This is a genomic window from Martinezella paranaensis (assembly GCF_014200235.1).
Classification (GTDB): domain Bacteria; phylum Pseudomonadota; class Alphaproteobacteria; order Rhizobiales; family Rhizobiaceae; genus Rhizobium; species Rhizobium paranaense.
The window spans coordinates 20,769-42,077 of record NZ_JACHBI010000017.1 but is presented as its reverse complement, the minus strand read 5'-3'; the positions used below and the strand labels follow the sequence as shown (position 1 = coordinate 42,077).

Here is a 21,309-nt window from a genome sequence, read left to right as displayed (position 1 = left end):
GGCCGGCACGCATGCGTCCTCCAAGACTATTGGAGAGTGAGAGAGGGGCTGGAAAGGTTGAGCTGACCGGCTTTGAGAGCGCCCAGGCAGGCTGGAGCTTTCCTCGCTCTCGACAAGGTTCTCCTGACGCGACCCTACTCGATTGTTTTCACACGGGCCAGCCGAGGGACTTAGTTCTCGATGCCCAATACGCCGCTTCCTTTTCTTGACTATCGCAGGCCCGTCTCGGCTTAGGCACGGGGATCGCCGCCCATTCTAGAGCGCCGTAGTCGCCCCTCGCGATGCTGGCGAAGTGGCAAGGCTCGTGCCGACCCGCAGCCGGCGCTCAGACGAAAGCCAGGCGCTGCAGCACCTTTCTACCCCGCTTCGCGACTGGCTGAAAACCATCGGACTTTTCTCCGAAATCATTGCCGGGAAAACGCTTTTTCTGTCGCAGGAGGCACCGGCGATCCTCGAGGAGCTGACGCTACGTCATCGTTTGCTCGAGCTTTCAAGCCCAGATTGACGGAGGTTTAACATGTCAGTATCCGAACTGGCTGCCCGTCTTGCGCGCCATGCCGAGGCGGTGTGCCGCCATTATCTCTCGGCCGGCCGGCGATACGGCAACTACTGGATCGTCGGCGATACGACAAATAGCAAGGGCCGATCGCTCTATGTTTATCTGGCCGGCCCGCGGGCTGGCCGCTGGACCGATGCGGCAACCGGCCAATACGGCGATCTCCTTGATCTTATCCGTGAGAGCTGTGGCCTGATCGATTTCTGCGATGTCGTGAGCGAGGCGCGGCAGTTCCTCAGCCTGCCGAAAACAGCGCGCGCGCCGAGAGATCGACCAAACGGCCCCATGGGCCGAACAAATCGCCCAACATCCGAGCGGGCACAACGGCTGTTTGCGATGGGGCAGCCGCTTGGCAACACACTCGCTGACAACTATCTGCGACAACGCGGGATCCTACGAGGAGCGGACCACGCCGCGCTCCGTTTCCACCCCACCTGCTACTACCGCGATTTGCTCACGGGCGACACCACGCGCTATCCGGCCCTGATTGCTGCCGTCACAGACCCGAGCGGTACGATCACCGGCGTGCATCGGACCTGGCTCGATCCGGACGGTGACGGCAAGGCGAAGGTCGAGGATCCCAGGCGGGCGTTGGGCTGCCTGCTCGGCAATGCGGTGCGCTTCAATATGCCAGTCGATGCGCCGGTTAAGGTGATGGCGGCGGGCGAAGGCATTGAGACAATGCTGTCACTGTCGTATGTCATGCCTGCAATGCCGATGGCGGCGGCGCTCAGCGCCAATCACCTTGCCGCCTTCAACGCGCCCGCAGGGTGCTTGCACCTCTATATCGCTGCGGACGTGGATGCCGCTGGACGGCATGGGAGCGAGAGGCTGAGCCAGGCGGCTCGTTTACGCGGCATCCTGCCGCTCGTGCTCAACCCGGAACTCGGCGATTTCAACGAGGATCTTCGCAGACTGGGACCGGACCGACTAACGCTTAGCCTTCGTCGGCAGCTCGTCCCAGACGACATGGCTGCGTTTCTGCCCGCTTCGTGAAGCCTCGGCCAGACGGCGCGAAATGGCGTTTAGTGGCAGCTCTGCACGGAAACGGGGTCATGGATCCCCATGTTTGTCCGCGCCCGCTGGCCTGCCGAGACGCGACCCATCCCACGCGGTGCCCTGACCTTCAGCGGGTCGGTCGGGTTTCTTCCCCGCAGCGGCTTTGCCGCTGCTCCTCGCGCTGCCCAAGAAACCTTCCCTCCGCCGCCCGGCGCTTTGCTGGGCCGCGGCGCGATCCGCCGCGGTTCCGGTCCGGACCCTGCGTGGACGGGGATCGCCGTCAGGCCGCGAGAGGCGCGGCTCACAAAACCGATGGAGATCATGATGGACCTGTTTTCGATCCTTGACGAGAGACCCGAGCCCCTGCACGCATCCTCCCCGACCGACCGTTTCATCTACGAGATGCAGGTGCATGGCTATCGTCCTTTTCAGGACGAGCCCGATCCCCGCCCGCTCCCAGAAGAGCCGGTCGTCCAGGCGTCGCTGACCGCCATCTTCGGCGCCCTCTTCGAGATGCTCGGCGACACCCGGCTCGAACCCGATCTCGAGGACCTCTTCTGGTCGACCGTCAATCTCTTCCACCGTGCCGGCGAGCGCATCCAGCGCGAGCTCGACCGCAATGAGGACGCGCAGCGGACCGGCCAACGCGAGCAAGACGGTTCCGAAGTCAAAAGCGTCGAACTCGAGCGTCTGATTGCCGAAGGCATCACGATGCTGGAACGCCGCAACGCCTTCGAATTCATGCGCGATAGCGCCGCCGATTTGTTTGAGGCTCAAACCGGCTCCTCTTGGCGCCCTCGTACCGGCTCGAAAGTCAGCCACACCAACCTGACGGCGGCGATGATCGATAGTCGCGACTTCCTGTCTGCCCGGCGGCGCGCCGAGACCGAAGTGTTGATCCCGGCAGGCACTAAGATCGCTTTTGCAGGCGGGATGGACTACAACGATCACGATCGCATCTGGGCGAAGCTCGATCAGGTCCATGCCAAGCATCCCGACATGGTTCTGCTGCACGGCGGCTCGCCGAAGGGCGCCGAGCGCATAGCCGCCTGCTGGGCAGAGGCCCGAAAGGTGACACAGATCTCCTTCAAGCCGAATTGGACGAAACATGCCAAGGCCGCTCCGTTTCGCCGCAATGACGAGATGCTGTCCGTCATGCCGGTCGGTCTGATCGTCTTCCCGGGTAATGGCATTACCGGCAATCTTGCCAATAAGGCGCGTGGGTTAGGCATCCCGGTTTGGCAATTGCCATGAGGCAGTACATGAGCGCTTTCTCGAAAAAATGGAAAATATGGAGATTATGGATTTCAACCAAAAGGAGGATGGTCATGCGACAGTTTACGACGGGTGATCTCAACAAACGGGTCGGCGACGTCACAGACGCGGCCAGCCGTGAACCCGTCGTTCTCACCAAGCATCGGAAACCCCGCTTCGTGTTGACGAGCTACGAGCACTATGAGCGGATGCGGACCGGTGGCGATCCGCGCCGCGCCCATCGTACATCCGAAATGTCCGACGAACACGTCGAGCTGTTTGGCGAGGCGATCGAGCGTCTGGCGCGCGGCGACGGTTGCGACGATGGGCGTTAAGTTTCGTCCAGGGGAGGTCATCACTTACCCTTCCCTTTGGGCCTGGCAGCCGCAGTGTGGCGAAACCGAAGGACGCAAACCGCGTCCCGTCTGTGTCATCATTGCGATCGGCAGCAGTGCCGGAGACAAGCACCTTGCCCTGCTCGCTATTACGACGCAGCCACCTCAGGCAGATCGAATCGGGGACCTGAAGCAGAGCTGGATCGTGATCGACGAATACAATTACGATATCGTCGAGCGTTCATGGTACATCGGGTCGGATCAGGACGTCCTTGGCCGTTTCAGCAAATCATTCCTTATGAAGATCGCTGCCGCGTTTGCGCAGGCAAGAGGCCCGTCAGGTCGCGTCAGTCGCATCGACTGAGCCGTGGGTTCGCGCCGCGGCTCCCTCCTCTTGCGCTCTTGTGTTCCGCTACCCCAAAAATGTTGTTGGTGATTGGCCGATAGCCGAAGGTGCGCTCGCCCGTACGGCAGCAACGTACGAGACGCGCGCAGGAACTTCTGCAAAGTCGTGAACGGGTAACCGATCGCAGGCGTCTCCCCTCACGTTGCGATCGGACACCAATCCCGTTTTTTATGCCGCCTTTCTAAGGGACCGGCCGTCATCAGCGTCAACCCGCACGGGGTTCCCCTGCGCTGACGCTTCGGTGACGCCTGCAGCGCGGTCCCTTCTTCGGGCGCCATCGGGAATGGTCCCGAGCAACCGAAGGAGAACTACTATGGCTACCACGATCGCAACCCTGACGCAGAAGGCCGACGGCACTCTCGAAGGCGTCTTCGCCACCATCCGGGTCAATGCCCCGATCGCCATCATCCCCAATGCCAACAAGGCAAGCGAAGAAGCTCCGGACTACCGCATCATCCACCGCAAGACCGGCTTTGAGATCGGCGCAGCCTGGAACCGAACCGCCCGCCATACCGGCGAGGAATATCTCTCCGTCAAGCTCGAAGCGCCCGAGATCGGCGTCATCTTCGGCAATCTCGCTCCCGCCCCTGGCGGCGAAGCCAATCGCAAGGTCATCCTCTGGAACAACCCGGCCTGAACCGAAATGGCCGATCTCGAAAGGGATCGGCCTCTCTCCGAGCTGATCGAAGGAAATGCCGTCTGCTTGGTGATGACGCTCGAGACGCGATCTGCACGATCCCTGATAAGCATCCAGGATTTGCAGCCTCAGACGCCATAAATCAAAAAGCGTTAAAGCCCGACCTCTTGTGGAAGCCGGGCTTTTGGTTTTGTTCGTACAGACGGCTTACTTGTTCAGCGCGTCCTTAAGGGCCTTTGCCGGCGTGAAAGCCAGCTTCTTTGCCGCTGCGACCTTGATCGTTGCGCCGGTCGCAGGATTGCGCGCCTCACGCTCCGGTGTGTCCTTGACTTTGAATTTGCCGAAGCCTGGCAGGGACGTTTCGCTGCCAGCAACAGCAGCTTCGGTGATCGAGGCGATCACGGCCTCGACGATCGCCTTGCCCTGCGCCTTTGTCAGGCTGTGCTCAGCGGCGATCTTGTCAGCGATTTCATTGGTGGTGGTCATGTCCGTCTCCGCATCGTGAATGATAGGGAATCCGTGACAGACGGTCTTCCTCTTGTCATCGCTTGAAGATCGAGATTGCGGCCTAAAACCCAAATTTCCACAGCTTGTCGTGGCCAAGACGCGCTTGGCGAAGTCGAAAGCCCAAAGGCCCACAGTTCTCCTCGGAACGCATCGGGCAGCGTAGATCGGCCACTCAGCTGTTTGCGCCGACCTGATCCTTGTAGCGACGCCGACGCTGAACGCGCTCCAGCCGCTCATATGCGGCTTCTGCCGCTTGAGGTTCATCATAGGTCTCGATCTTCTCCTGCCCATCGCTGCCGAACCGGCCCCAGTGGCGTACGAGCGAGACCCCGTTAAGGTCGGCTGGATCGCCAGCGTGTAGAAGCGCCGTATGTTCTGAGCGGCATCGATCCGGCGAAGGTGAAGCTCACCTTTTTCTCCGTGTGGACATGGAATGGATCGTCTTCTCCATGCAAGGCGCCGTCCAACGACAGTTTTGAAACAATCCGCATTCACCGATTCACGTCGGTGGTGAATGCTGTGTGGATTGGTGATATCGGGGGCATCGCGCTTATCATCGGCGGAGAAAGCAACTAGAACTCAGCGCCAGCAATAAAATGGAATGGGCAATGCTAGAAACAATGGAAATCGATAGCCGAGGCGACTTTGCGCTTTGGGCTATCGAAGCGGCGAAGCAGATCGTCAGCGAACAAGGCTTCGATCTCGCGAAGGCCGCCCGCGACGGCAGTGAAGAGGATCTACGCTCGGCGGGCAACGCTCTCGGACAAGCGATTACCAGCGTGCTGCTGGAAGTCTACGATGGTTTGCTTGAAGGCGTGCCTGCAGCATAGGTCGATCTAAAAGGTCAAGGGCGGCATCTCTTCTTTACCGGCGCGCCAAACCCAGGCAGACATGTCCTGGCGCGCGTCGATCATCTCCCGCAAGGCAGTCTCGAAACTCTCATCGGCGCCCTGCGGCACGATATAGAGTGCAAGTGTCAATGGCCGATGTTCCGGCAGGATCACGTTCGCAAAAGGCTGCGTCCGTGAAAGCTCGAAGCGCAAACCCTTCACCATTTTCTCACGCATCCGCGTCAATCGATCCAGCAGCCGCTCCTCGTGGGTATTTTCGATTGGCAGCCATTGTTCCGTAACCACCATCAGCGCGATCTCGTTGACCGTGACGACGCCGGAAGGATTCCCACCCATTGTCGCGATGGCAATGAGATGGGAGGTCTCGTTGCTCCCCCAGAGCGTCAGTTCAGTATCGAAGCGGCGCTGCAAACGCCGCCATGCCGTTTCCTCAAGATAGAGACGAAATCCCGGCATGTGTTTGATGACCACGAGCTGACCATTCCTCGCCGACGAAAACTCTTTTACCTCTCCCAGCAGAAGCATCAACGCTTTTGGACCGGGAGAGGTTTGAAACAAAAGCGAAAACGCCTGTGTCCTTCGTTGCTCGATGGCTGCCTTCTCCTCGGCCCGGAACGGCTCGGGAACAAAGAGGCGCTCGGCGAGGCTTTGCTGCCGCACCGACATCGTCCGGGCCGCCTCCTGAAGATGATGATAGACCTGCCACCAATGCCGCTTGCCTGCCCAATGCGCCGTCCATTCCGTCAGGCCGCTTTCGTGCCAGAGGAAATGCAGCAGGCCGCGCAAGGAGAGTTTCTTGCTGGCGTTCTTGACGCTGTCGGCGGGCTCGGAATCCCGAGCACCACCACCGGATGAGCCGCGCTTCGACAACGAGAAATCGAGTTTGAGCGCTGCCGTTCCAGCCGCCGTGTCGAGTTTGATTGCGCCTCCCATCAGTGGGCCGAGACCCGACAGATCATAGGGAGGCTCGTAGGACGGACACGTGGTGTCGTGGTCCACGCCGGTGAGCGGCATTCTCTTGATCACCAGCTGGTCGCCGATTTTGGCGACGTACATCGGCACGCCCACGCCCTTGCAAAGGCAGAGGGGGCGGGCCTTGTCGCGATAGGCCTGCGTCAGCCTGCGATGGAAATCATCGGTGTCATCAGCGCTGGCTTCCCCATTGATTAGAAACCGTCTCATCGCTCCGGCCACCGTCGAGCAAGCGGCGCGCTTGAAATGGGGTGCCACAAGAGAGGAAAACATGTCTGCTCAGACCGGCCGATTGTGCCGGACGGGCAAAGCCAACTCAAGGCCGCGCGGCCCCTCCAATTTTCTCTGCGCTCCGTTTCACTCCGCTCCGACAAAATCGGTTCCTCCGCGCGCCGGCTCCGCCGGTCGTGTTCCACGAGCCTTGACCTGACTTTTCCCGCCCTGCGTGCCGCCGTCATCTCTCACATTTCTCAAGGAGACGACGATGACCAACGAACAACACATCGAAGAACTGCGCGCCGAAGCCCGGGCTGCCGCGACGCTGGAAGAACGCCGCCAGATCGAAGCCGAACTCGAGCTGGCGATCGCCGAGCGCGAGGTGATCTCAGCCGAGCTCGACGGCCGCATCAGCGCCGAACCGCCCTTCTGAGGCGGCAATCGCGCTGGCGCCAGCCGTAGCGCTTATTTGGATGAAGCGGCTGCATCTCGCCTCCTGTCGTTTCCAGCCGCGATTGCTGTCTCCATCCTGTCATTCCCCGGCTTCAATTTCCGAGCTCTTTGCGTGGCTTCTTCCGCGTGAGCGTCAATCCAATCGGAGCTCTTGAAAAGCAGAATGACGATGGCGCAAACTAAAATCAAAGCGAAGAGAACCAGCATTTCCATCGGTTCTTTTCCCCTTCGTGGAATGTCAGTTGGCGTGCTAAAAAGATGTCTTTGCGGTTGTTAATAGCCGTTGTCCTTCAAATAGGTATCGATCGCTGTCTGCATGATGACCGTCATATTGACGTCGTTCTCGTGGGCGGCCTTTTTCAGTCGTGCCTTGGTGTCGTAATCCAAGGCGACGTTGACGTAGAATTTGGCTTCGCGCTCTTTCGTCCGCTTGAGGTTCTTCAGTGCGAGGCGGGCATCTTCCCGCACGATCGCGCGCGACGTCGCCTTCTCACGGCGAGCTTGCCCCGAAAGCCCTGGCAGGATTTTTGTTTCGCCCCTCTCTGCCGCAGGTATCGTCGCCGGCGAGGTCGTCGGTTTCCGCTCCATCGGCTCCTGCCGGCTGCGCTCCCTCTGCTCTGTCCGCGGCGCGATGATGAAGTCGCCGAGCCCCAAGCCCGCCTTGCTCATGCAGCAATCCCCCGATCATGCGCGGACCGCTTTTCCTCGATCTCGGAAACGAGGGCCTGCACCTCCGAGCGCGCCTTGCGAACCCTGTCGGTCAATTCCTGCATCTGCAGGGTTCCGAGACCATTCTGGATCTCGCGATAGACATTGCGCTCGAAGAGTTCGGTTTCGAGAAGCGCGGTCCGATAGTCCGCTTCCCGCAGGCCGGCGACGAAGGGCCTGATATAGCGGTAGGCCTCCAGATTGCGGCCGGGTATCGTCACGCGGGTGCGAACACTGAGATGCTGAATTCTCGATCCGAACTGGTCGTTGATCTGGCTGACCATTGCCACGGCCTGGCCGGCAGCTTCGATCTCCTTGATTGCAGGCTGGATCGGGGAGATGACGAGCTCGGCTGCGCGAATGATGCCGGTCTGCAACGCGCTGTCTACGCCCGGCGCATCGATGATGATAAGGTCGAACGCGCCGGCGAACCGCTCGACGGCCGATTGAAGGGTCCGCGACGCAGAGGCCGTGGTCACTTCGATATTCGCGGGGATGTTCGTCTTGTTTTGGCAGAGGCGCCACCATCCCGAAAGGTTCTGGCGGCTGTCGGCGTCGATCAAAAGCACGCGCTCGCCACGCAAGGCGTACTCGCCAGCCATCAAGGTTACGAGCGTCGTTTTGCCGGCGCCGCCCTTGTTGCTCACTGCCGCATAAATTCGACCCATGCTCCAGAACCTCCTGCTGCCAGAACCGTCGACAAAGATGGAATATAACGTAAATGGTTTAGCGTCTGTCAACCCGAAATGTTGGTAATCGGAAACATTCTATAGGCGATCGCCCATAAAATGGAGGTCCAGTCCATAGGTGTGGCGAGGGGGCGAGCAGTGTTGTTGCACTGCATATCACCATTGAAATGTTGTAGAAATAATCGAAACGCTTGCGATCCACGCCTCAACGGTCGTGCGGTAACTATTCACGCTTGATGGGCGATTTCTCGAAGGTTCGATTTCGGAGGATGTTGGCTTGTGTTTGTAACGTGATGAGTATAGTTTTGGTTTGGCAGGATACGCAAATTTGTGATACAAATTTGCTGACGATCGACGGACACGCCGTCGATGGCGCCTGCGGCGGGTCTTCTGACGGAGGATGCGATGGCAGTGACCGATGGAAGGTCGCAAAGCTTGGGGCCGGCGGAGGCGCGCAAGGAGCGCGTCATTCATGTCCGGCTCGCTGTCTCGGAACACGCTGCCGTCGAACATGCGGCCGCCGCGGCCGACATGACGGTTTCTGGCTTCATGCGCTCGCTGGCGCTGGAAGGAGCGGGCATTCAGCCGTTCCTGACGGAGGACGACAGGACCATTCTCGATATTCTTGCTTCGCAGATGCGTGCCATCGGCGTGAACCTAAATCAGCTTACGCGCACGGCCAACAGGGCAGGGCAGATCGACGCGGATGGGGTGTCCTCTGCTTTGATCGACATCCAGCAAATCGTCGTAGCGGTCGCCATGGAATTGCACTGTTACAGCGTCCGTGCGGCTCGTCGGCGCGGAGCGGCATGATGGAGTTCTTTCTCGGCGCCTTTGAGAAGGAATGGGAGAGCCGACGGGCGGCGTTGTTGCACGAGCGGTCGCTTGGACGCGGAAAGGCCGACGCCGAAGAGGAGCGCTGGCGCCGCCGCGGCGGTGGCGCGAATGCACTATCGCCGGTGCGCGGCTTTCCAGGCAATTCCGATCGACGCACAGGAACGCTGGCGCGCGCAACTGAACGCGACGGCGAGCCTTCCATGCGAAGTCGCTTTGCCGCGCTCGCGTCGGGCAGCCAACCGGCAGTAGTCAAGATGGCATCGTTTGGCGGTGGCGGCCGGCTCGGCGCAATGATCACCTATGTGTCGCGCAATGGAGGAGTGGTCGTCGAAAACGAGCGCGGCGAGCAACTTCGCGGTCGCGATGAACTCTCTGGTGTCAGGGGCGAATGGGGCCACCTGATGAAGAACCGGGCCGAGAGCCGCGACATCGCCACCTTCACGGTGGAAGTGAACGGGACATTCGGTGAAGGGGGCGATGTTTACGAGCAGTCATTGGCATTATTGAAGCGCGGTCTTGGGGATCGGAGTTTTGCGTATGCAATCGGACCAAGGCGTGAAGGGACCGGTCGCACGATCGAAGGCGTCGCGGTGTTGCGGGACAGCAATGGTGAGCGGCTCACAGCCGACAAGAAGGCGTCGGAGATCGTTCAGGATCGGTTTGATGGCGGCGCCGAGCGTGGTGAGACGGCAACGTTCCGATTTACCGGCTACGGCAATGGGACAGACTACGGGACGAGCCGGCTGCGTGGTCTCGTCGAACGGCACGGTGGCGCGGTTTACGATGAAACGGGCAGGGCAATCTCCGACGAAAAGCAAGCCGGAGACCTTGTGCAGCAGGAGTGGCGAGAACAGTTGCATAGCCGCAAGCCGCGCGATGTCATGCATCTTGTCCTGTCTGCGCGGGCAGGCACGGATAGCGAGGCCTTCCATGCCGCCGCCCGGGATTTCCTGGCGGAGGAATTTGTCGGTTTTCGCTACGTCTTTTCTCTGCATGATCCGTCCTGGGATCCAAAAGCGGAGGAGGCTGGCGGCAAGCGGCCGCATGTCCACGTGCATGCCATCATCGCGATGCGGTCAGACATGGGAGACCGGATCGAGACGACGATCCGGACATTTCGTCATTGGCGAGTAACGATGGCCGAGAAGGCGCGCGCCCACGGTATCAACATGGAAATGACGGACCGGCGTGACCGCGCCAGTCCCGCAGCTTATGGAAGGAACCAGGTGCGTCCGACAAGCCGGCTTGGGCGCACGGAGCATGAGGGCACCAGCCAGTCAGCTCAGCGCCGGTATGACGCGAAGCGCTCGGATCACCGTAGGTTTGCGCGAACGGGGATAAGCCGGAACTATACTGATCTTGCTAAGCGTGAATGGGAGGTGTTGGCCTCGCAGGATAGCGATGAGCGCTCGGCGAACTTCGCAAAAGATCAGGTTTTGCGCCTGGAATTGGCGCGAATCGAGGATTCACCAGACGTGATTGCCGCGAGCGAAGCGGAAAAATCGCTCTCGCAATTTGAAACGTATCTGGTTACATTGTCGAATATCGTTTCGGAGGATGAGCAGATGCGCCATATGAGCCGGTCCGAATTCGAGGCCTATGAGAAGCGCGTGGAAGCGGCTTTGTTTCAGGCAGAACGCGTAATGCCTCCGGAGCAGAAGGCCAGTTACGAGGAAATCGCCGTAGCTGCCCGCGAACATGTCGATATCCGCCGCGAACTGATGAAACAGGCCGAGCAGAGCGAGGCGAGATCCGAGCGGGTCGGCGCAGATCAAATTCCAACCGGCGATGAAGTGAACCAGCTTTGGGACGATGCGGTGGCGCGCCATGGCCTCCGGACTGTCGAAATGGCAAACGAGATCTTGCTCGAAGTGGAGCATTTTCGTGAAGCGATCGATCTTGCCGACGCCGGCGAATTCAAAAGCGACAGGGAAACTCTGCAGGCCAGTCTCGATGTAGCACTGGCGCGAGCTGGTGAGCTTGGCGCTTCCGGCAATCGTCTGATCCGTGAAATCGCCGAAGTCGACGAAGAATTGCGAACCGCGATCGAGAGCGCCGAGCGGGCGCGCCAGCAACGCAGCGAAAAGGGTAGAGGCCCTGATAGCGCTGCAGCAGAAGTTCAGGTTCGCGCCGACAATGACGATCGTTCAGATCGCGAAGAGGCGCCGGATCGCAGTCACCGAGACCAGCCCCAAGAGCACTCAGCTAACGCCTTCCCTCAGCGGCGGGCTGAGGCAACAGTGGACCGCAATGCGGGAGATACCACAGGGATGGATCCCGCTCAGCAGCATATTCCGAGACTCGAGCAGTTGCAGCGCGAGGCCGACGAACGGCGGGAACGCGATCAGGACGACCATGAGCGATAGGAGATAAGCATGCGGGACGAGAGACGGATCATCATCAATCCCGAGACCGACCAGAAGGCTGAAGAGGGATTGGCAAAGGTGTTTGGCATTGTGTTCTGGGTGGTCATGATAATAGGCATTGTCGATCATGCCCTGACCGTCGCCTGGCCTTGGGGCTTGTCTTGGTGGGATTGGCTGCTTGCGCAGTCGCCATTTTGATCAATTCTCTACCAAATCTGCTATAAGGATAGTTGTCGCGATGTTGAATTCTGTGCTTCGCTCACCAATGACAATTTGGTCGATGGCTGCTCCGGCTGTGGTCTTTCTGGCCGGAGCGATCCTCGGTGCCTGGATGGGACCGCTTCCGCCGTTCGTCATAACAGTTGAATTTGCCTTGCTAGCTCTAACGTTGGCGCTCTCTGCGCTGGCTGCCCTGCTCAGCGCTGCTCCACCATCCATCACCAGGCGCGAGGTGAAATGGGCGAACGAAAACGCCGCCGTCCTTTACACCGTCCCCGTGACCTTCGAGGAGGTGGATTTTATCCCGCCTCTACTGAGCAGGGTTGCCGCTTACCGAGATGACGGCGGCTCGCGCCGGCGGGTGCCGTCTTACGAATTGCGGGCATTGCGTGCTTGAGCCGGTTCCTCCAACATGGAAATAGCTCAGGACCGACGCTCGTTAGTCCAAGTGCGTGGCCTTCTGGCGCAGGATGGCAGAAAACTTCTTCAGCCCTTGATGATCCAGTGCGTCGATGAATTCTTCAGCCGATGGTGTCGTCTTGCGCAGATTTTGCCGAGCGCTCTTGACGCTGTCGATCAACGCGCTCGAGAAAGTGGAATAGAGACCCGCGAGGAAGTCGTCGGGTGACGTGCAGGTTACGCCATAGGGCCGAAGGTCCGCAGCCGGAAAATCTTTAAGATTCCACGTGACGATCACGGATGCTTTTGCCGCGACGGCAGCGGCCAAGACATGCCGGTCATCGGGATCGGGTAGGGAGAGGTTGGGGATAAGAGCCCGATAGTTGGCGACATCGGCGTCGGGCAAAACGTCCTTCATCCGATCGCGGGTCGCTTCAAGACGTGAGACGGGCGTTTCGGGTGAGTTGGCGGCCAGGTTGCGTATCCATTCGGCATGAATGTCGTCTGTCCAGTGCGCTTCGATTAGACCGTCGAAGGCACACTGGACCAGGACATTTCGCAGATGGAAGGGATAGAGGATGCAGGCATCATAGACCGCGACGGGCGGCTTAGAGGCCATGATTAACGATCAGATCCTCTGTGTCTTCGGCCAGTGCATCGAGAGCTTTTTGGTGTGCGTCGAGCTTGGCTTTGAGCTCAAGAACATCTCTCAGCTTGGCTCGGCGGTGCTTGCCAACATAGCGGAACGGCAAATCGCCGCGATCCATGCGCACCACAACGAGGGGGCGTGAGATGCCGAGAATCGTCGAAGCGTCGGACGGGCTTAATTCCTGATCTTCGGTGAGCAGGGCGACGCGCTCGCCGCGCCGCAAATGGTCGAGGAGCGCTTCGACAGGTGCGACAGCAGAGGCCGGGAGACAAAGGGTCTGAAGCTGCCCCCCATCGCGGTGAATCCGCAATTCGACATGGTCGCCTTCTGCCAGCTTCGGCATAGGCGCAACGGCCTTGCGGTCGAGATCCGGCAGTTTGGTAAACTGAAGAACATGGCTGGTCATGGCGGTTACTCCTTGCCCATCTATATAGGGCATGCAATTCTTAACTGCAATAACTGAAATCCTTTCCAGTTGCGTCCAGGAGGGGTTTAAAGACTGCGTTGCGGACTATTGGCATACCCAAAGTCTTCGTCGTAGCGGCGCTAGGCACCCTAGTGTGCTAACGTGTACACAACCGAACACGGAGCTTGTTTCATGACCGCCAGCACCACTATGACCATCCGGATTAGGCCCGATGTAAAAGAGAAGCTGGACCGGATCGCGGCCGACACGCAGCGCAGCAAGTCTTTTCTCGCTGGCGAGGCCGTCGCGGCCTATGTCGAGCGTGAGCTTGAAATCATCGAGGGTATCAAGCGCGGCATGGCCGATGCGGCGGCGGGGCGTGTTGTCCCTCATGACGATGCTATGGGCGAAATCTATGCCGTAATCGACGCAGCGGAACCCAAGCGCGCAGGCAAAGCGTGAGACGACCGGTTGCTTGGTCCCGCGAAGCGCTGGACGATCTCAAGGAACAAGTCGCGTTGATTGCCAAAAATAACCCGGCGGCTGCAAGACGGGTCGCGGATCGAATTAGAGACGCGGGTAATGCCCTTGAGGACATGGCGACCGGACGACCTGGCCGGGTGACAGGCACCTATGAGAAGTCCATCTCCCGCTTGCCCTATATTGTCGCTTACGGGTTGCGGCCGATCGCAGGCCGGGAAAGCGTGGTGGTCGTGCGTGTCATTCACGCGTTACGAGAATGGCCGGCGGAAGAATGGCCACAGCAGCCGTAAAACGCTTTGAGGTCGCGGGTGCCGTGAACTGACGACAGAAAGCGCTCAGTCCAATCCGATTTCTTCCGGATCTGGAATAGTTTGCGCCAAAATCTCGAAAATACTTCGTCGTTGTCGTGCTGGCATGTTCGGCGAGCCGGCAAGTGCCGAACTGACGGCCGACTTCAACCGTTTGGCTGAGGCAGTGAGGCGTGTTTCAGGAGTATCCTTGCTTGATGGAATTGACTTTGCTCGCTTCCGGTGTGGCTCGGCAACGGATTTTCGACCAATCATCCGAGCCATCTTCTCCGGCGCCTTTGCGGCGGTCATTTGCGCGTCTGCCTTCTCCCTCGCGTTCTCCGTTCCGCCGCTCTCGCTATCGGCGGCCGGCGTTGCGCCGTAGCCTCGCATGGCCGGAGGAACAGTCATGCCTTGAAGAAATTCGACGTCGTGAACCTCCTCTCGACGCGAACTGGCGATTGCGGCGGCGCTCTTGAAAGGCTCCGTGGCGAAGTACCTCAGCTTGTTGCCGAAGATCGGCCGCTGTCCCTCGATGAGCAGGATCATCCTGTCCTCAGGCATTTGCCTGACCTCCTGCGGCATCATTAGGTCACGTTCGCGGATTTGCTCCACCTTGGTACGGCGGGGGAGGCCGACCAGTTCGAACGTGCGGGATTCGGATTGATAATGGATCGTTCTCTTGCCAAGGGCGCGAGAAGCATATTCGGCGGTGGCCTGATCATTGGCGCCGAGGATGAGCTGCAGGCCGCAATTTCCAAGCAGCGAATGGCGGGCAGTCTCGCCGTAAATCTCGTCAAGACTCTTCAGGTCCTGGATGATGAAGGCCATCTTGATGTTGTAGCCGGCGACATAGGGCAGCTTATTGAGGATCTCGTCCATCTTTTTCAACTGACGGAATTCGTCGAGTAGGAAATAGACGGGCAAGGCAGCCGGTTTATGCTCGCGCGTTAGCAGATCCATTACCTGCTGTACGAAAAGCGTCAGCAGCGGCCGGAGAATGGTCATGTCGGTGATGTTCGGGGCCAGGTAGATCGTCACCGGCCGCCGCTGCAACGAGGCAAGATCCATGTCGGTTATGGCCGTCGCGGCGGTCACACGTTCATTCCGGAATGGTGCCAATGCTTTCTGGATGTCGAGCAGGGCGGAGCGGGCCGCACGTTCGTTCAGGGAGATGTAGGCGTTAAAGCTGTCCATCGTGAACTTCGACAGATCAGGCTCGTTCTCCCTGATCAACTTCATGAGGATCTGCAGGTCGATGCCGGCATTGAAGAAGCTGTTCACCTCGCCGAGATTGCGGCGGTTCCTGTAATGCTGGCTCTCCAGGACATAGCTGATCACCCCGGCGATGACCTGCTGCGCCGTGCCCTGCCAGACGGCGTTCTCGGAACCGACTGTTTCCGGGATCAGGATTGCCGCGATGTTCTGAACGTCGATGGTGCGGCTGCCGCGGTCGGTGCGTACGAAGTCGAGCGGATTCCAGCGATGTGTCTTCTGGGATCCCGGGGAAAACAGGAAGACCTGGTGTCCCTTTGCTTTCCGATAACCGGCTGTCAGTTCAAAAATCTCGCCCTTGAGGTCGGTGACAATCATCGAGCCTGGAAACATCAGGGCATTCGGAATGACATAACCCACGCCTTTGCCGGATCGGGTCGGGCCGATGACCAGATGATGGCGATCGTCCTTTCGGCGGAGGATGCTGCGGCCGATCCGCCCAAAGACCAGCCCCTCTTTGCGAAACCAGCCGCCGCGACGAAGGGAGCCCGCATCCTGAAACGCTGCATCGCCCAAGGGGCTCGCCGCTTGCCGCAATCCGAACGCGGCGGTGCCGGCGGAAACGAGGACGCTAGGGACTAGGGCTGCCAGTGCTACGAACTGCAATGGTCGGTTATGGGAATAGGCAAGGAATTGCTGGATTGGTGCAAGCGGATTACTCGTGCTCATTAGATGCAGGATGCGACCGTCTTTCCAGACGAGCAGTAAGATCAGGCTGTAGCTCAGCATCCAGACAGCGAGGGCAATCAGTGCGCAAAACATGAAATAGAACGTCAGATATGACCTGCTCATGGTGCGCGCCGGGCGTAGTAGATCTCAGAGACGCCGCGGCGACCACCATAGCGCCGTAGCTGGATGACGATGGGGATGACCATGCGAATGTAAGACATGAGATCCTGCTTGGAATAGCCGGACGACATGCCGGCCTGCATCATCATCATGGCGAGTTGCTCGTAGGCTCCCATCGGCGTGTCGGCATGCACGGTCGACATGCTGCCGGGATGACCGGTGTTGATGGCGCGTAGAAAAGCAAAGGCTTCTCCGCCGCGGATCTCGCCGACGAAGAGCCGGTCCGGCCGCATGCGCAGTGACGCCTCAAGCAGTGACTGGATTGTGACATGGGCGGTGCCCTGATCGCCGCGCGAGGCCAGGAGATGGAGGCTGTTGCGATGTGGAGGAAAGAGCTCGCGCGTATCCTCCAGTGTCAGGATACGCTCGTGATCATCAATGCTCTTCAGGCAGGCATTGAGGAAGGTGGTCTTGCCGGTCGACGTTCCGCCACTGATGAGCATCGACACCCTTTCGCGGATAGCCATCTCGATGAAGTCGTGGACGTGGCCTGCTTCGAGAAGCGCAATCAGCCTCTGGTCCATTGCGTTTAGACCGCCGAGGGTCACCGACACTTTGTCGAGGCCGCCGGTATCGCGATACTGGGCCAGCGTAAAATCGCTGATGACCTGCTTGCGGATTGATAGGGAGCCGCCGTCGGCTGCTGCCGGTGGAAGGATGATCTGTATACGTTCCCCGGAGGGAAGAGCGGCACTCAGGAGCGGGTTTGTGCGACTGATGAACTGGTTGCTGGCGGCCGCGACACGTTCGCCGATGTGCTCAATCTCAGCGGAGGTCAGCTCAGGGATCGAATGAAATTCCATATGGCCGGCACCCAGCCGTTCGACAAAGACTTCACCCGGCCTGTTGACGGAAATCTCCACAACAGTTGGATCTGCCAGAAACCGCGTCAGAGGCGACAGCGCGCGCTTCAGGAAGTAATGCGGATCATTGCCTGTGGGAACGACCCGCATCGAGGCCTCGCTCATGCTTGATCTCCTTCAGTGCTTCTTCAACCGGATCCGGGTACATGGCGGAGAAATCGAGGTCCTGGCGAACATAGACGAAGATGCGTTCGCCCTGATGGACACTGATTGTCGGAGGAATGCGCAGATTTTCTCCGAGTGCCTGGTTGGCCATATCGGAGAAGGTCTGGGCGATGGTCTCGCGCGCAAGTTCCGCCGCGCGGGCGGAATCGGATTCACCGTTGCCAGTGGTGCCGTACTGATTGCTGCCATAGCCAGTAAGGTAGGAAGAGCCGGCGCCCACGATGGACAGCAGGACCGCCGAGCCAAACCGTTCGCGCCATTTGTTGTCGATGGTGCCGGTCAGACCGGACCGACCGAGGCTGTCGGTTCCAATGCTGTTCAGCCGGACCGAAACGCCGTCGTCGCGCAACAGTCGTGTCCAGATGACAAAAATTCGTTTCTGCCCGCGGGTGATATCAGACTGATATTCGCCAATCAGCCGCGTTCCCGTCGGGATGAGAATCCGGCGACCGTCAAATGAATAGACGTCTTGCGACGTAATGGCACGAACCTGGCCGGGCAGGTCGCTGTTGATTGCTGTCTCCAGGATTCCGGGAATGAGAGTGCCTTCCGGGATCATCGCGTCGATGCGGCTGATCTGCCGCGCCTTGGCCGACCGGTCACCGATCGCGGAGGCGCTCGCGAGAAATTTGCTGCTTCGATCCTCGCCGGCAACGGTTGGACCACCTTCCGAACCGTTTCCTGACAGCGCCCCGCTTCCGGGATCCGCTTTGGCGGAATCGACGATGATCTGCTTCGAAAGATATCGCTTGGGGAACGCCTCGACCGGTTGTTGTTTTTCTTCCGCCGTCTGGACCGCCACTGGAGGCGGCGGCACGTCGAACTCGATCGTATCGGTTGGTTCTTGCCTCTTCTCCTCAGGCGGCTCGGGAAGCTGGATAATGTTGTCGGCCGGCTTCTGCTCGGGCTTTTGCTCATCGCGCAGGAAGGAGGGCGGTCGAAACGTCGTGGTCGAGAACTCCTCGTCGCCGTGCAGTGCATCCTGGTGCTGCTTCTGTGGCACGAAGACGGTGAGGTATGCGAGGACCGCCCCACCGAGCAACAAGGCGGCGCCTCCAAGCAATTGATTGCGCTTGCCGCGGCGGTCGCGCACCTCGATTTCATCACCGGCAAGCATCGCTTCGAGTTCAGGCGATCTGTTCATCCGTTGCCGCTCCTTCTGCGCACCGTTGCCTTGTTATCCGGCGCGGGACCCATGGTGGCTGGATCCGGCTGGCCGAAGTCCGGCTTCCTGAGATTGAAGATGCAGGTCCATCGATTGCCGTCGCGCAGCGTGTATTGTGCTTCCGTCCCGTCAACGACGATGTAGTCGCCCTCGCGGCGGACGTTGCGCAGCGTCTCGCTGAAATCGCTATTGACCGCAAAGATCGCCGGCACCTTCGGACCGAACTTGAAGAAGGTCTTTTTGCCGTCGTCGAAAATCATCAGTGGCTTCAGGCTGCCGTCTCCCGAAAACGAGTAGTCGATGTTGACATTGGCCTTGTCGATGCCGGAGATGTTCGGATATCCGACACGCGCCTCGGCCTCTTTGCGAAGCGTGGCGTTCAGATCCTTGTCCGGATAGACGAAACGAATGCCGAAGGTCTTCTTGTTGTCTTCCGGTGCATAGTCGTTGAGCTCGAGATAATAGATGCGCTTCGACGTCACGACGTTCATGTTGGTCGAGACGTTCTTCGCCTTCGGTTTGACGAAGAGGATGTTGCCCTTGTCAGTCGGCACGACGTCCCAGCTTTCGCTGTCACCGACGGCGATGGTTTCGAACTTCTCGTCCTCATCGAAGATGATCATGGTCGATATGCCGTAGGTCGCAAAGACACGTACGACATTGTTCGGTTGGTAGACGACGCTCGTCACGCGCGGGTCGAGACGTCCGGCTGACGGCGTCTCTGCCGCGAAGGCACCTGTGGTAAAGGTAACGGCGACCGCCAAAATAAAGGAGCAACGGAACCGGCGCATGCTCACGGGTCGCTCCCCGAGACGGTTTCCTGATCACGACGGTAGTCGTAGACCTGGAAGCCCAGCGGGTTCTCGAACCGCCATTCGTTGGTCGCAGGCGTGTCGGTGTAGCGATAACGCACCACCGCGATCCAATGGCTGGTGATCGAATCCGTGTCGGAAAGTTCCGTCGTTGAGAAGCGAACGATACCTGTCGAGCCGTTCGGGAAGGTGACCGAGGCGATCTCCGTCGTCACGCGTTTGGTTTTGCCGTAGACCTTGGCGGGATTTTTCGCATTGGCGGCGCTATAGAGTTCCTGAAGCTCGCGTGCCGCATTGCCGGTCGACAGCAGGGCGGCGATCCCGAAATTCTGTTCGATCGCGTAAGGGTCATACCCTTCGCGAGCGCGGATGTAGCGGACAATATTGGCCTGGGTAATCGCCTGCTGGTCGGTGAGATTGGCCGGCCGCGTCAGGCCGGTCTTCACCTCGACATAGCCGGTGCTCTTGTCGACCTCGACGATATAGGGCTCGAAGCTCTTCAGCGGCACGAGCATGACGAGCGCAAGCAGGCTCAGAAGAGTGATGCCGCCAAAAATCGTGGTGACAAACCAGGCAAGGGTCCGCGATCGCTTGGCTCTTTTAACGACCTCCTGCTCCCAGATGTCGCCACTTTGGTAATAGGTCGTCAAATTGATGTTGTTGGAATTTGCCATCGTCAATCAACTGCCCGAAGGTTTGAGGTCATGTCGGCGTGCCGTTTTTGGAGATTTTGTCCTGCATCGCCGAGCGGGCGCCGGAGGGATCGTCGACACCGCCATCTCGGCGGAACCGCTCGCGAAGATTGCTGCCCGCGCGCGCAGCCCCTTGGCCGGCCGAAATGCCCGCGCGCCCCACCGCGCGTGGCGTTCTGACGCCGGCAAAGTGCGTTATATGTTTTGCCGCATTGCCGACGCCGGCCGCTAGGCCGCCGGCAATTCCCTGCCCGAGCGACTGGATGTGGAGCATTACGAAGCCACCCGCGATACACAGCAGCAGGAACCCGGCAATGTCGGCCAGAGTGAGAGTGCGGGACCCGCTGGCTGCATCGATCTTCGACAGCTCGGGGTTCATCGCAGCGATAAGGAAGGCGGCAATCACATAGATGAACAGCGGGATGAGCGCATAGGTGAGAACCTGGTTGAACCATCCGACACCGTAGCCACGTGTCCGTTCAAACAGCATGCAGGCGATGAATAGCGGCGCGGTCCCAATCAGGACCCAGAGCATGACTTTAGCAAGGATCAGGATCGCAAGTGCGATCGCGATGAAGACGCCGGCGCCGACCATGATGACGATGCCGATCATGCTCGGCAGGATCGAGAAATAGCCGGACTGCTCCGCGAAGGCGGACGCCGCCTCACTTGCGGTTTTCCAGATCTGCGACATGCCGTTGGTCGGTTCGCTGATGCCGGTTCCTGACGCCGCCAGAATGGCGCGGCCGACATCCTCGGGCGTATCGTTGATCCAATGATAGAACAGATTGTTGAAATTGCCCCATGAGCTGACGAGCGCAAGGACGATCATCATACGGGCGATGCGACCGATGATCTCGCCGACGCCGATACGCGCTGTTCCCATGACCAGTTGCAGGCCGTACCAGGCGACATAGGCGACGAACATGATTTTCAGCAGCGGCATCAGCTCGTTGCCGACGATCGTATAGGCCTGCTCCGAGAAGTTGGTTCCGGAGTTTTCGATGCGGTTGAGAAGGTCGCCGAGGAAGTCCTGCATTGCTGAGCCCTATTACTGATCGGCGACACCGAGTGCGGCGAAGGCGGCGACCGGATCGTTGACGGGACGTAAGGGACCGCAGTCTTTCTCTGCGGCCTCCGCAAATGAGGTGAGATTGGGCGGCCGCTTGCATGGCGCCGTCTTCTCCTTGACAGTCCCACAGGCCACCAGGAGGAGGCAGACGGTAAGTACGACGCCGAGGCCTTGATGTTTTGCCATC

Annotated in this window: 28 protein-coding genes; 14 read left to right on the top strand and 14 right to left on the bottom strand. The window is 59.5% G+C overall.

The annotated features are described in order from the left end of the window. The first annotated feature begins 304 nt into the window (after positions 1-304). From GGD50_RS28125 to GGD50_RS28100, 6 genes are all read left to right on the top strand, one after another. Positions 305-505, top strand: coding sequence for a hypothetical protein (locus tag GGD50_RS28125; protein WP_183940353.1), 201 nt, complete (start codon positions 305-307; stop codon positions 503-505). A gap of 12 nt (positions 506-517) precedes the next feature. Beyond that, positions 518-1,552, top strand: coding sequence for a DUF7146 domain-containing protein (locus GGD50_RS28120; protein WP_183940351.1), 1,035 nt, complete (start codon positions 518-520; stop codon positions 1,550-1,552). A gap of 327 nt (positions 1,553-1,879) precedes the next feature. Continuing rightward, entirely contained in the window at positions 1,880-2,809 is a 930-nt protein-coding gene (locus tag GGD50_RS28115) for a DUF2493 domain-containing protein (RefSeq protein WP_183940349.1), read from the top strand. A gap of 74 nt (positions 2,810-2,883) precedes the next feature. Beyond that, on the top strand, positions 2,884-3,144 hold the full coding sequence (locus GGD50_RS28110; protein WP_183940347.1) for a type II toxin-antitoxin system prevent-host-death family antitoxin: 261 nt from the start codon (positions 2,884-2,886) through the stop codon (positions 3,142-3,144). Then, the gene (locus GGD50_RS28105; RefSeq protein ID WP_183940345.1) at positions 3,134-3,508 is read left to right on the top strand and encodes a hypothetical protein; all 375 of its coding nucleotides are present in this window, start codon (positions 3,134-3,136) and stop codon (positions 3,506-3,508) included. Before GGD50_RS28110 ends, GGD50_RS28105 begins: the two co-directional genes overlap by 11 nt. A 355-nt stretch (positions 3,509-3,863) precedes the next feature. Continuing rightward, complete coding sequence (locus tag GGD50_RS28100) at positions 3,864-4,187, top strand: DUF736 domain-containing protein (protein WP_183940343.1); 324 nt, start codon at positions 3,864-3,866, stop codon at positions 4,185-4,187. Between the two features lie 207 nt (positions 4,188-4,394). Here GGD50_RS28100 and GGD50_RS28095 read toward each other — a convergent pair whose 3' ends face one another. Then, the gene (locus GGD50_RS28095) at positions 4,395-4,673 is read right to left on the bottom strand and encodes an HU family DNA-binding protein (RefSeq protein ID WP_183940341.1); all 279 of its coding nucleotides are present in this window, start codon (positions 4,671-4,673) and stop codon (positions 4,395-4,397) included. Positions 4,674-4,866: 193 nt separating this feature from the next. Next, on the bottom strand, positions 4,867-4,971 hold the full coding sequence (locus tag GGD50_RS33405; RefSeq protein WP_343070030.1) for a hypothetical protein: 105 nt from the start codon (positions 4,969-4,971) through the stop codon (positions 4,867-4,869). A 331-nt stretch (positions 4,972-5,302) separates the two neighbouring features. Here GGD50_RS33405 and GGD50_RS28085 point away from each other — a divergent pair, with 331 nt between their 5' ends. Continuing rightward, entirely contained in the window at positions 5,303-5,524 is a 222-nt protein-coding gene (locus tag GGD50_RS28085; protein WP_183940339.1) for a hypothetical protein, read from the top strand. Between the two features lie 6 nt (positions 5,525-5,530). On the opposite strand, the gene GGD50_RS28080 is transcribed toward GGD50_RS28085, so the two are convergent. Continuing rightward, positions 5,531-6,727, bottom strand: a complete 1,197-nt coding sequence (locus GGD50_RS28080; RefSeq protein WP_183940337.1) for a DUF1173 domain-containing protein — start codon at positions 6,725-6,727, stop codon at positions 5,531-5,533. 274 nt (positions 6,728-7,001) lie between these two features. Between GGD50_RS28080 and GGD50_RS28075 the strand changes: the two genes are divergently transcribed. Continuing rightward, the gene (locus tag GGD50_RS28075; protein WP_183940335.1) at positions 7,002-7,166 is read left to right on the top strand and encodes a hypothetical protein; all 165 of its coding nucleotides are present in this window, start codon (positions 7,002-7,004) and stop codon (positions 7,164-7,166) included. 293 nt (positions 7,167-7,459) lie between these two features. Here the strand turns inward: GGD50_RS28075 and GGD50_RS32945 are convergent, their stop codons facing one another. Further along, complete coding sequence (locus tag GGD50_RS32945; protein WP_246451569.1) at positions 7,460-7,855, bottom strand: hypothetical protein; 396 nt, start codon at positions 7,853-7,855, stop codon at positions 7,460-7,462. Continuing rightward, complete coding sequence (locus GGD50_RS28065) at positions 7,852-8,562, bottom strand: ParA family protein (RefSeq protein ID WP_183940333.1); 711 nt, start codon at positions 8,560-8,562, stop codon at positions 7,852-7,854. Before GGD50_RS28065 ends, GGD50_RS32945 begins: the two co-directional genes overlap by 4 nt. Before the next feature lie 426 nt (positions 8,563-8,988). Here GGD50_RS28065 and GGD50_RS28060 point away from each other — a divergent pair, with 426 nt between their 5' ends. The 4 genes from GGD50_RS28060 to GGD50_RS28045 all read left to right on the top strand — a co-directional run bounded on the left by GGD50_RS28060 (position 8,989) and on the right by GGD50_RS28045 (position 12,402). After that, complete coding sequence (locus GGD50_RS28060) at positions 8,989-9,396, top strand: plasmid mobilization protein (RefSeq protein WP_183940331.1); 408 nt, start codon at positions 8,989-8,991, stop codon at positions 9,394-9,396. Continuing rightward, positions 9,396-11,786, top strand: coding sequence for a conjugal transfer protein TraA (locus GGD50_RS28055; RefSeq protein WP_183940329.1), 2,391 nt, complete (start codon positions 9,396-9,398; stop codon positions 11,784-11,786). The genes GGD50_RS28060 and GGD50_RS28055 overlap by 1 nt, the downstream gene beginning before the upstream one ends. A gap of 9 nt (positions 11,787-11,795) precedes the next feature. Then, positions 11,796-11,984: a hypothetical protein gene (locus tag GGD50_RS28050; protein WP_183940327.1), complete on the top strand. Its 189-nt coding sequence runs from the start codon at positions 11,796-11,798 to the stop codon at positions 11,982-11,984. 82 nt (positions 11,985-12,066) lie between these two features. Further along, positions 12,067-12,402: a hypothetical protein gene (locus GGD50_RS28045; protein ID WP_183940325.1), complete on the top strand. Its 336-nt coding sequence runs from the start codon at positions 12,067-12,069 to the stop codon at positions 12,400-12,402. 42 nt (positions 12,403-12,444) lie between these two features. On the opposite strand, the gene GGD50_RS28040 is transcribed toward GGD50_RS28045, so the two are convergent. Continuing rightward, the gene (locus tag GGD50_RS28040) at positions 12,445-13,023 is read right to left on the bottom strand and encodes a VapC50 family PIN domain-containing toxin (protein ID WP_183940323.1); all 579 of its coding nucleotides are present in this window, start codon (positions 13,021-13,023) and stop codon (positions 12,445-12,447) included. Beyond that, on the bottom strand, positions 13,013-13,459 hold the full coding sequence (locus GGD50_RS28035) for a MerR family transcriptional regulator (protein WP_183940321.1): 447 nt from the start codon (positions 13,457-13,459) through the stop codon (positions 13,013-13,015). Before GGD50_RS28035 ends, GGD50_RS28040 begins: the two co-directional genes overlap by 11 nt. Positions 13,460-13,651: 192 nt before the next feature. On the opposite strand from GGD50_RS28035, the gene GGD50_RS28030 reads away from it, so the two are divergent. Together GGD50_RS28030 and GGD50_RS28025 are read left to right on the top strand one after the other, a co-directional pair. Next, on the top strand, positions 13,652-13,921 hold the full coding sequence (locus GGD50_RS28030) for a CopG family ribbon-helix-helix protein (RefSeq protein WP_183940319.1): 270 nt from the start codon (positions 13,652-13,654) through the stop codon (positions 13,919-13,921). Next, complete coding sequence (locus GGD50_RS28025; protein WP_183940317.1) at positions 13,918-14,232, top strand: type II toxin-antitoxin system RelE/ParE family toxin; 315 nt, start codon at positions 13,918-13,920, stop codon at positions 14,230-14,232. Before GGD50_RS28030 ends, GGD50_RS28025 begins: the two co-directional genes overlap by 4 nt. Positions 14,233-14,277: 45 nt before the next feature. Here GGD50_RS28025 and GGD50_RS28020 read toward each other — a convergent pair whose 3' ends face one another. The 7 genes from GGD50_RS28020 to GGD50_RS27990 are packed head-to-tail and all read right to left on the bottom strand — an operon-like array spanning position 14,278 to position 21,308. Beyond that, positions 14,278-16,296, bottom strand: a complete 2,019-nt coding sequence (locus GGD50_RS28020; protein WP_183940316.1) for a type IV secretory system conjugative DNA transfer family protein — start codon at positions 16,294-16,296, stop codon at positions 14,278-14,280. Then, positions 16,293-17,321, bottom strand: coding sequence for a P-type DNA transfer ATPase VirB11 (gene virB11, locus GGD50_RS28015; RefSeq protein ID WP_183940314.1), 1,029 nt, complete (start codon positions 17,319-17,321; stop codon positions 16,293-16,295). The genes GGD50_RS28020 and virB11 overlap by 4 nt, the downstream gene beginning before the upstream one ends. Continuing rightward, positions 17,281-18,525 carry a type IV secretion system protein VirB10 gene (gene virB10, locus GGD50_RS28010; protein ID WP_183940312.1) on the bottom strand — a complete coding sequence of 415 codons (1,245 nt, stop codon included), beginning with the start codon at positions 18,523-18,525 and terminating at the stop codon, positions 17,281-17,283. The genes virB11 and virB10 overlap by 41 nt, the downstream gene beginning before the upstream one ends. Continuing rightward, complete coding sequence (gene virB9, locus GGD50_RS28005; RefSeq protein WP_183940437.1) at positions 18,522-19,337, bottom strand: P-type conjugative transfer protein VirB9; 816 nt, start codon at positions 19,335-19,337, stop codon at positions 18,522-18,524. Before virB9 ends, virB10 begins: the two co-directional genes overlap by 4 nt. Before the next feature lie 2 nt (positions 19,338-19,339). Further along, positions 19,340-20,032, bottom strand: coding sequence for a VirB8 family type IV secretion system protein (locus GGD50_RS28000; protein WP_183940310.1), 693 nt, complete (start codon positions 20,030-20,032; stop codon positions 19,340-19,342). A 28-nt stretch (positions 20,033-20,060) separates the two neighbouring features. Next, positions 20,061-21,089, bottom strand: a complete 1,029-nt coding sequence (locus tag GGD50_RS27995) for a TrbL/VirB6 family protein (RefSeq protein WP_183940307.1) — start codon at positions 21,087-21,089, stop codon at positions 20,061-20,063. A gap of 12 nt (positions 21,090-21,101) precedes the next feature. Then, positions 21,102-21,308 (bottom strand): hypothetical protein, encoded by a 207-nt coding sequence (locus GGD50_RS27990; protein WP_183940305.1) that lies wholly within the window; start codon positions 21,306-21,308, stop codon positions 21,102-21,104. Position 21,309 lies beyond the last annotated feature (1 nt).

Excerpts from the sequence above, each read along its gene's own strand:
- GGD50_RS28030 (WP_183940319.1), top strand. The coding sequence starts at position 13,652 with ATGACCGCCAGCACCACTATGACCATCCGGATTAGGCCCGATGTAAAA.
- GGD50_RS28080 (WP_183940337.1), bottom strand. The coding sequence starts at position 6,727 with ATGAGACGGTTTCTAATCAATGGGGAAGCCAGCGCTGATGACACCGAT.
- GGD50_RS28065 (WP_183940333.1), bottom strand. The coding sequence starts at position 8,562 with ATGGGTCGAATTTATGCGGCAGTGAGCAACAAGGGCGGCGCCGGCAAA.
- GGD50_RS28000 (WP_183940310.1), bottom strand. The coding sequence starts at position 20,032 with ATGGCAAATTCCAACAACATCAATTTGACGACCTATTACCAAAGTGGC.
- GGD50_RS27990 (WP_183940305.1), bottom strand. The coding sequence starts at position 21,308 with ATGGCAAAACATCAAGGCCTCGGCGTCGTACTTACCGTCTGCCTCCTC.
- GGD50_RS28040 (WP_183940323.1), bottom strand. The coding sequence starts at position 13,023 with ATGGCCTCTAAGCCGCCCGTCGCGGTCTATGATGCCTGCATCCTCTAT.
- GGD50_RS28085 (WP_183940339.1), top strand. The coding sequence starts at position 5,303 with ATGCTAGAAACAATGGAAATCGATAGCCGAGGCGACTTTGCGCTTTGG.
- GGD50_RS27995 (WP_183940307.1), bottom strand. The coding sequence starts at position 21,089 with ATGCAGGACTTCCTCGGCGACCTTCTCAACCGCATCGAAAACTCCGGA.
- virB11 (WP_183940314.1), bottom strand. The coding sequence starts at position 17,321 with ATGAGCGAGGCCTCGATGCGGGTCGTTCCCACAGGCAATGATCCGCAT.
- GGD50_RS28060 (WP_183940331.1), top strand. The coding sequence starts at position 8,989 with ATGGCAGTGACCGATGGAAGGTCGCAAAGCTTGGGGCCGGCGGAGGCG.
- GGD50_RS28100 (WP_183940343.1), top strand. The coding sequence starts at position 3,864 with ATGGCTACCACGATCGCAACCCTGACGCAGAAGGCCGACGGCACTCTC.
- GGD50_RS32945 (WP_246451569.1), bottom strand. The coding sequence starts at position 7,855 with ATGAGCAAGGCGGGCTTGGGGCTCGGCGACTTCATCATCGCGCCGCGG.
- GGD50_RS28035 (WP_183940321.1), bottom strand. The coding sequence starts at position 13,459 with ATGACCAGCCATGTTCTTCAGTTTACCAAACTGCCGGATCTCGACCGC.
- GGD50_RS28075 (WP_183940335.1), top strand. The coding sequence starts at position 7,002 with ATGACCAACGAACAACACATCGAAGAACTGCGCGCCGAAGCCCGGGCT.
- virB10 (WP_183940312.1), bottom strand. The coding sequence starts at position 18,525 with ATGAACAGATCGCCTGAACTCGAAGCGATGCTTGCCGGTGATGAAATC.
- GGD50_RS28105 (WP_183940345.1), top strand. The coding sequence starts at position 3,134 with ATGGGCGTTAAGTTTCGTCCAGGGGAGGTCATCACTTACCCTTCCCTT.
- GGD50_RS28095 (WP_183940341.1), bottom strand. The coding sequence starts at position 4,673 with ATGACCACCACCAATGAAATCGCTGACAAGATCGCCGCTGAGCACAGC.
- GGD50_RS28020 (WP_183940316.1), bottom strand. The coding sequence starts at position 16,296 with ATGAGCAGGTCATATCTGACGTTCTATTTCATGTTTTGCGCACTGATT.
- GGD50_RS28110 (WP_183940347.1), top strand. The coding sequence starts at position 2,884 with ATGCGACAGTTTACGACGGGTGATCTCAACAAACGGGTCGGCGACGTC.
- GGD50_RS28120 (WP_183940351.1), top strand. The coding sequence starts at position 518 with ATGTCAGTATCCGAACTGGCTGCCCGTCTTGCGCGCCATGCCGAGGCG.
- GGD50_RS28115 (WP_183940349.1), top strand. The coding sequence starts at position 1,880 with ATGGACCTGTTTTCGATCCTTGACGAGAGACCCGAGCCCCTGCACGCA.
- GGD50_RS28050 (WP_183940327.1), top strand. The coding sequence starts at position 11,796 with ATGCGGGACGAGAGACGGATCATCATCAATCCCGAGACCGACCAGAAG.
- virB9 (WP_183940437.1), bottom strand. The coding sequence starts at position 19,337 with ATGCGCCGGTTCCGTTGCTCCTTTATTTTGGCGGTCGCCGTTACCTTT.
- GGD50_RS28055 (WP_183940329.1), top strand. The coding sequence starts at position 9,396 with ATGGAGTTCTTTCTCGGCGCCTTTGAGAAGGAATGGGAGAGCCGACGG.
- GGD50_RS28045 (WP_183940325.1), top strand. The coding sequence starts at position 12,067 with ATGGCTGCTCCGGCTGTGGTCTTTCTGGCCGGAGCGATCCTCGGTGCC.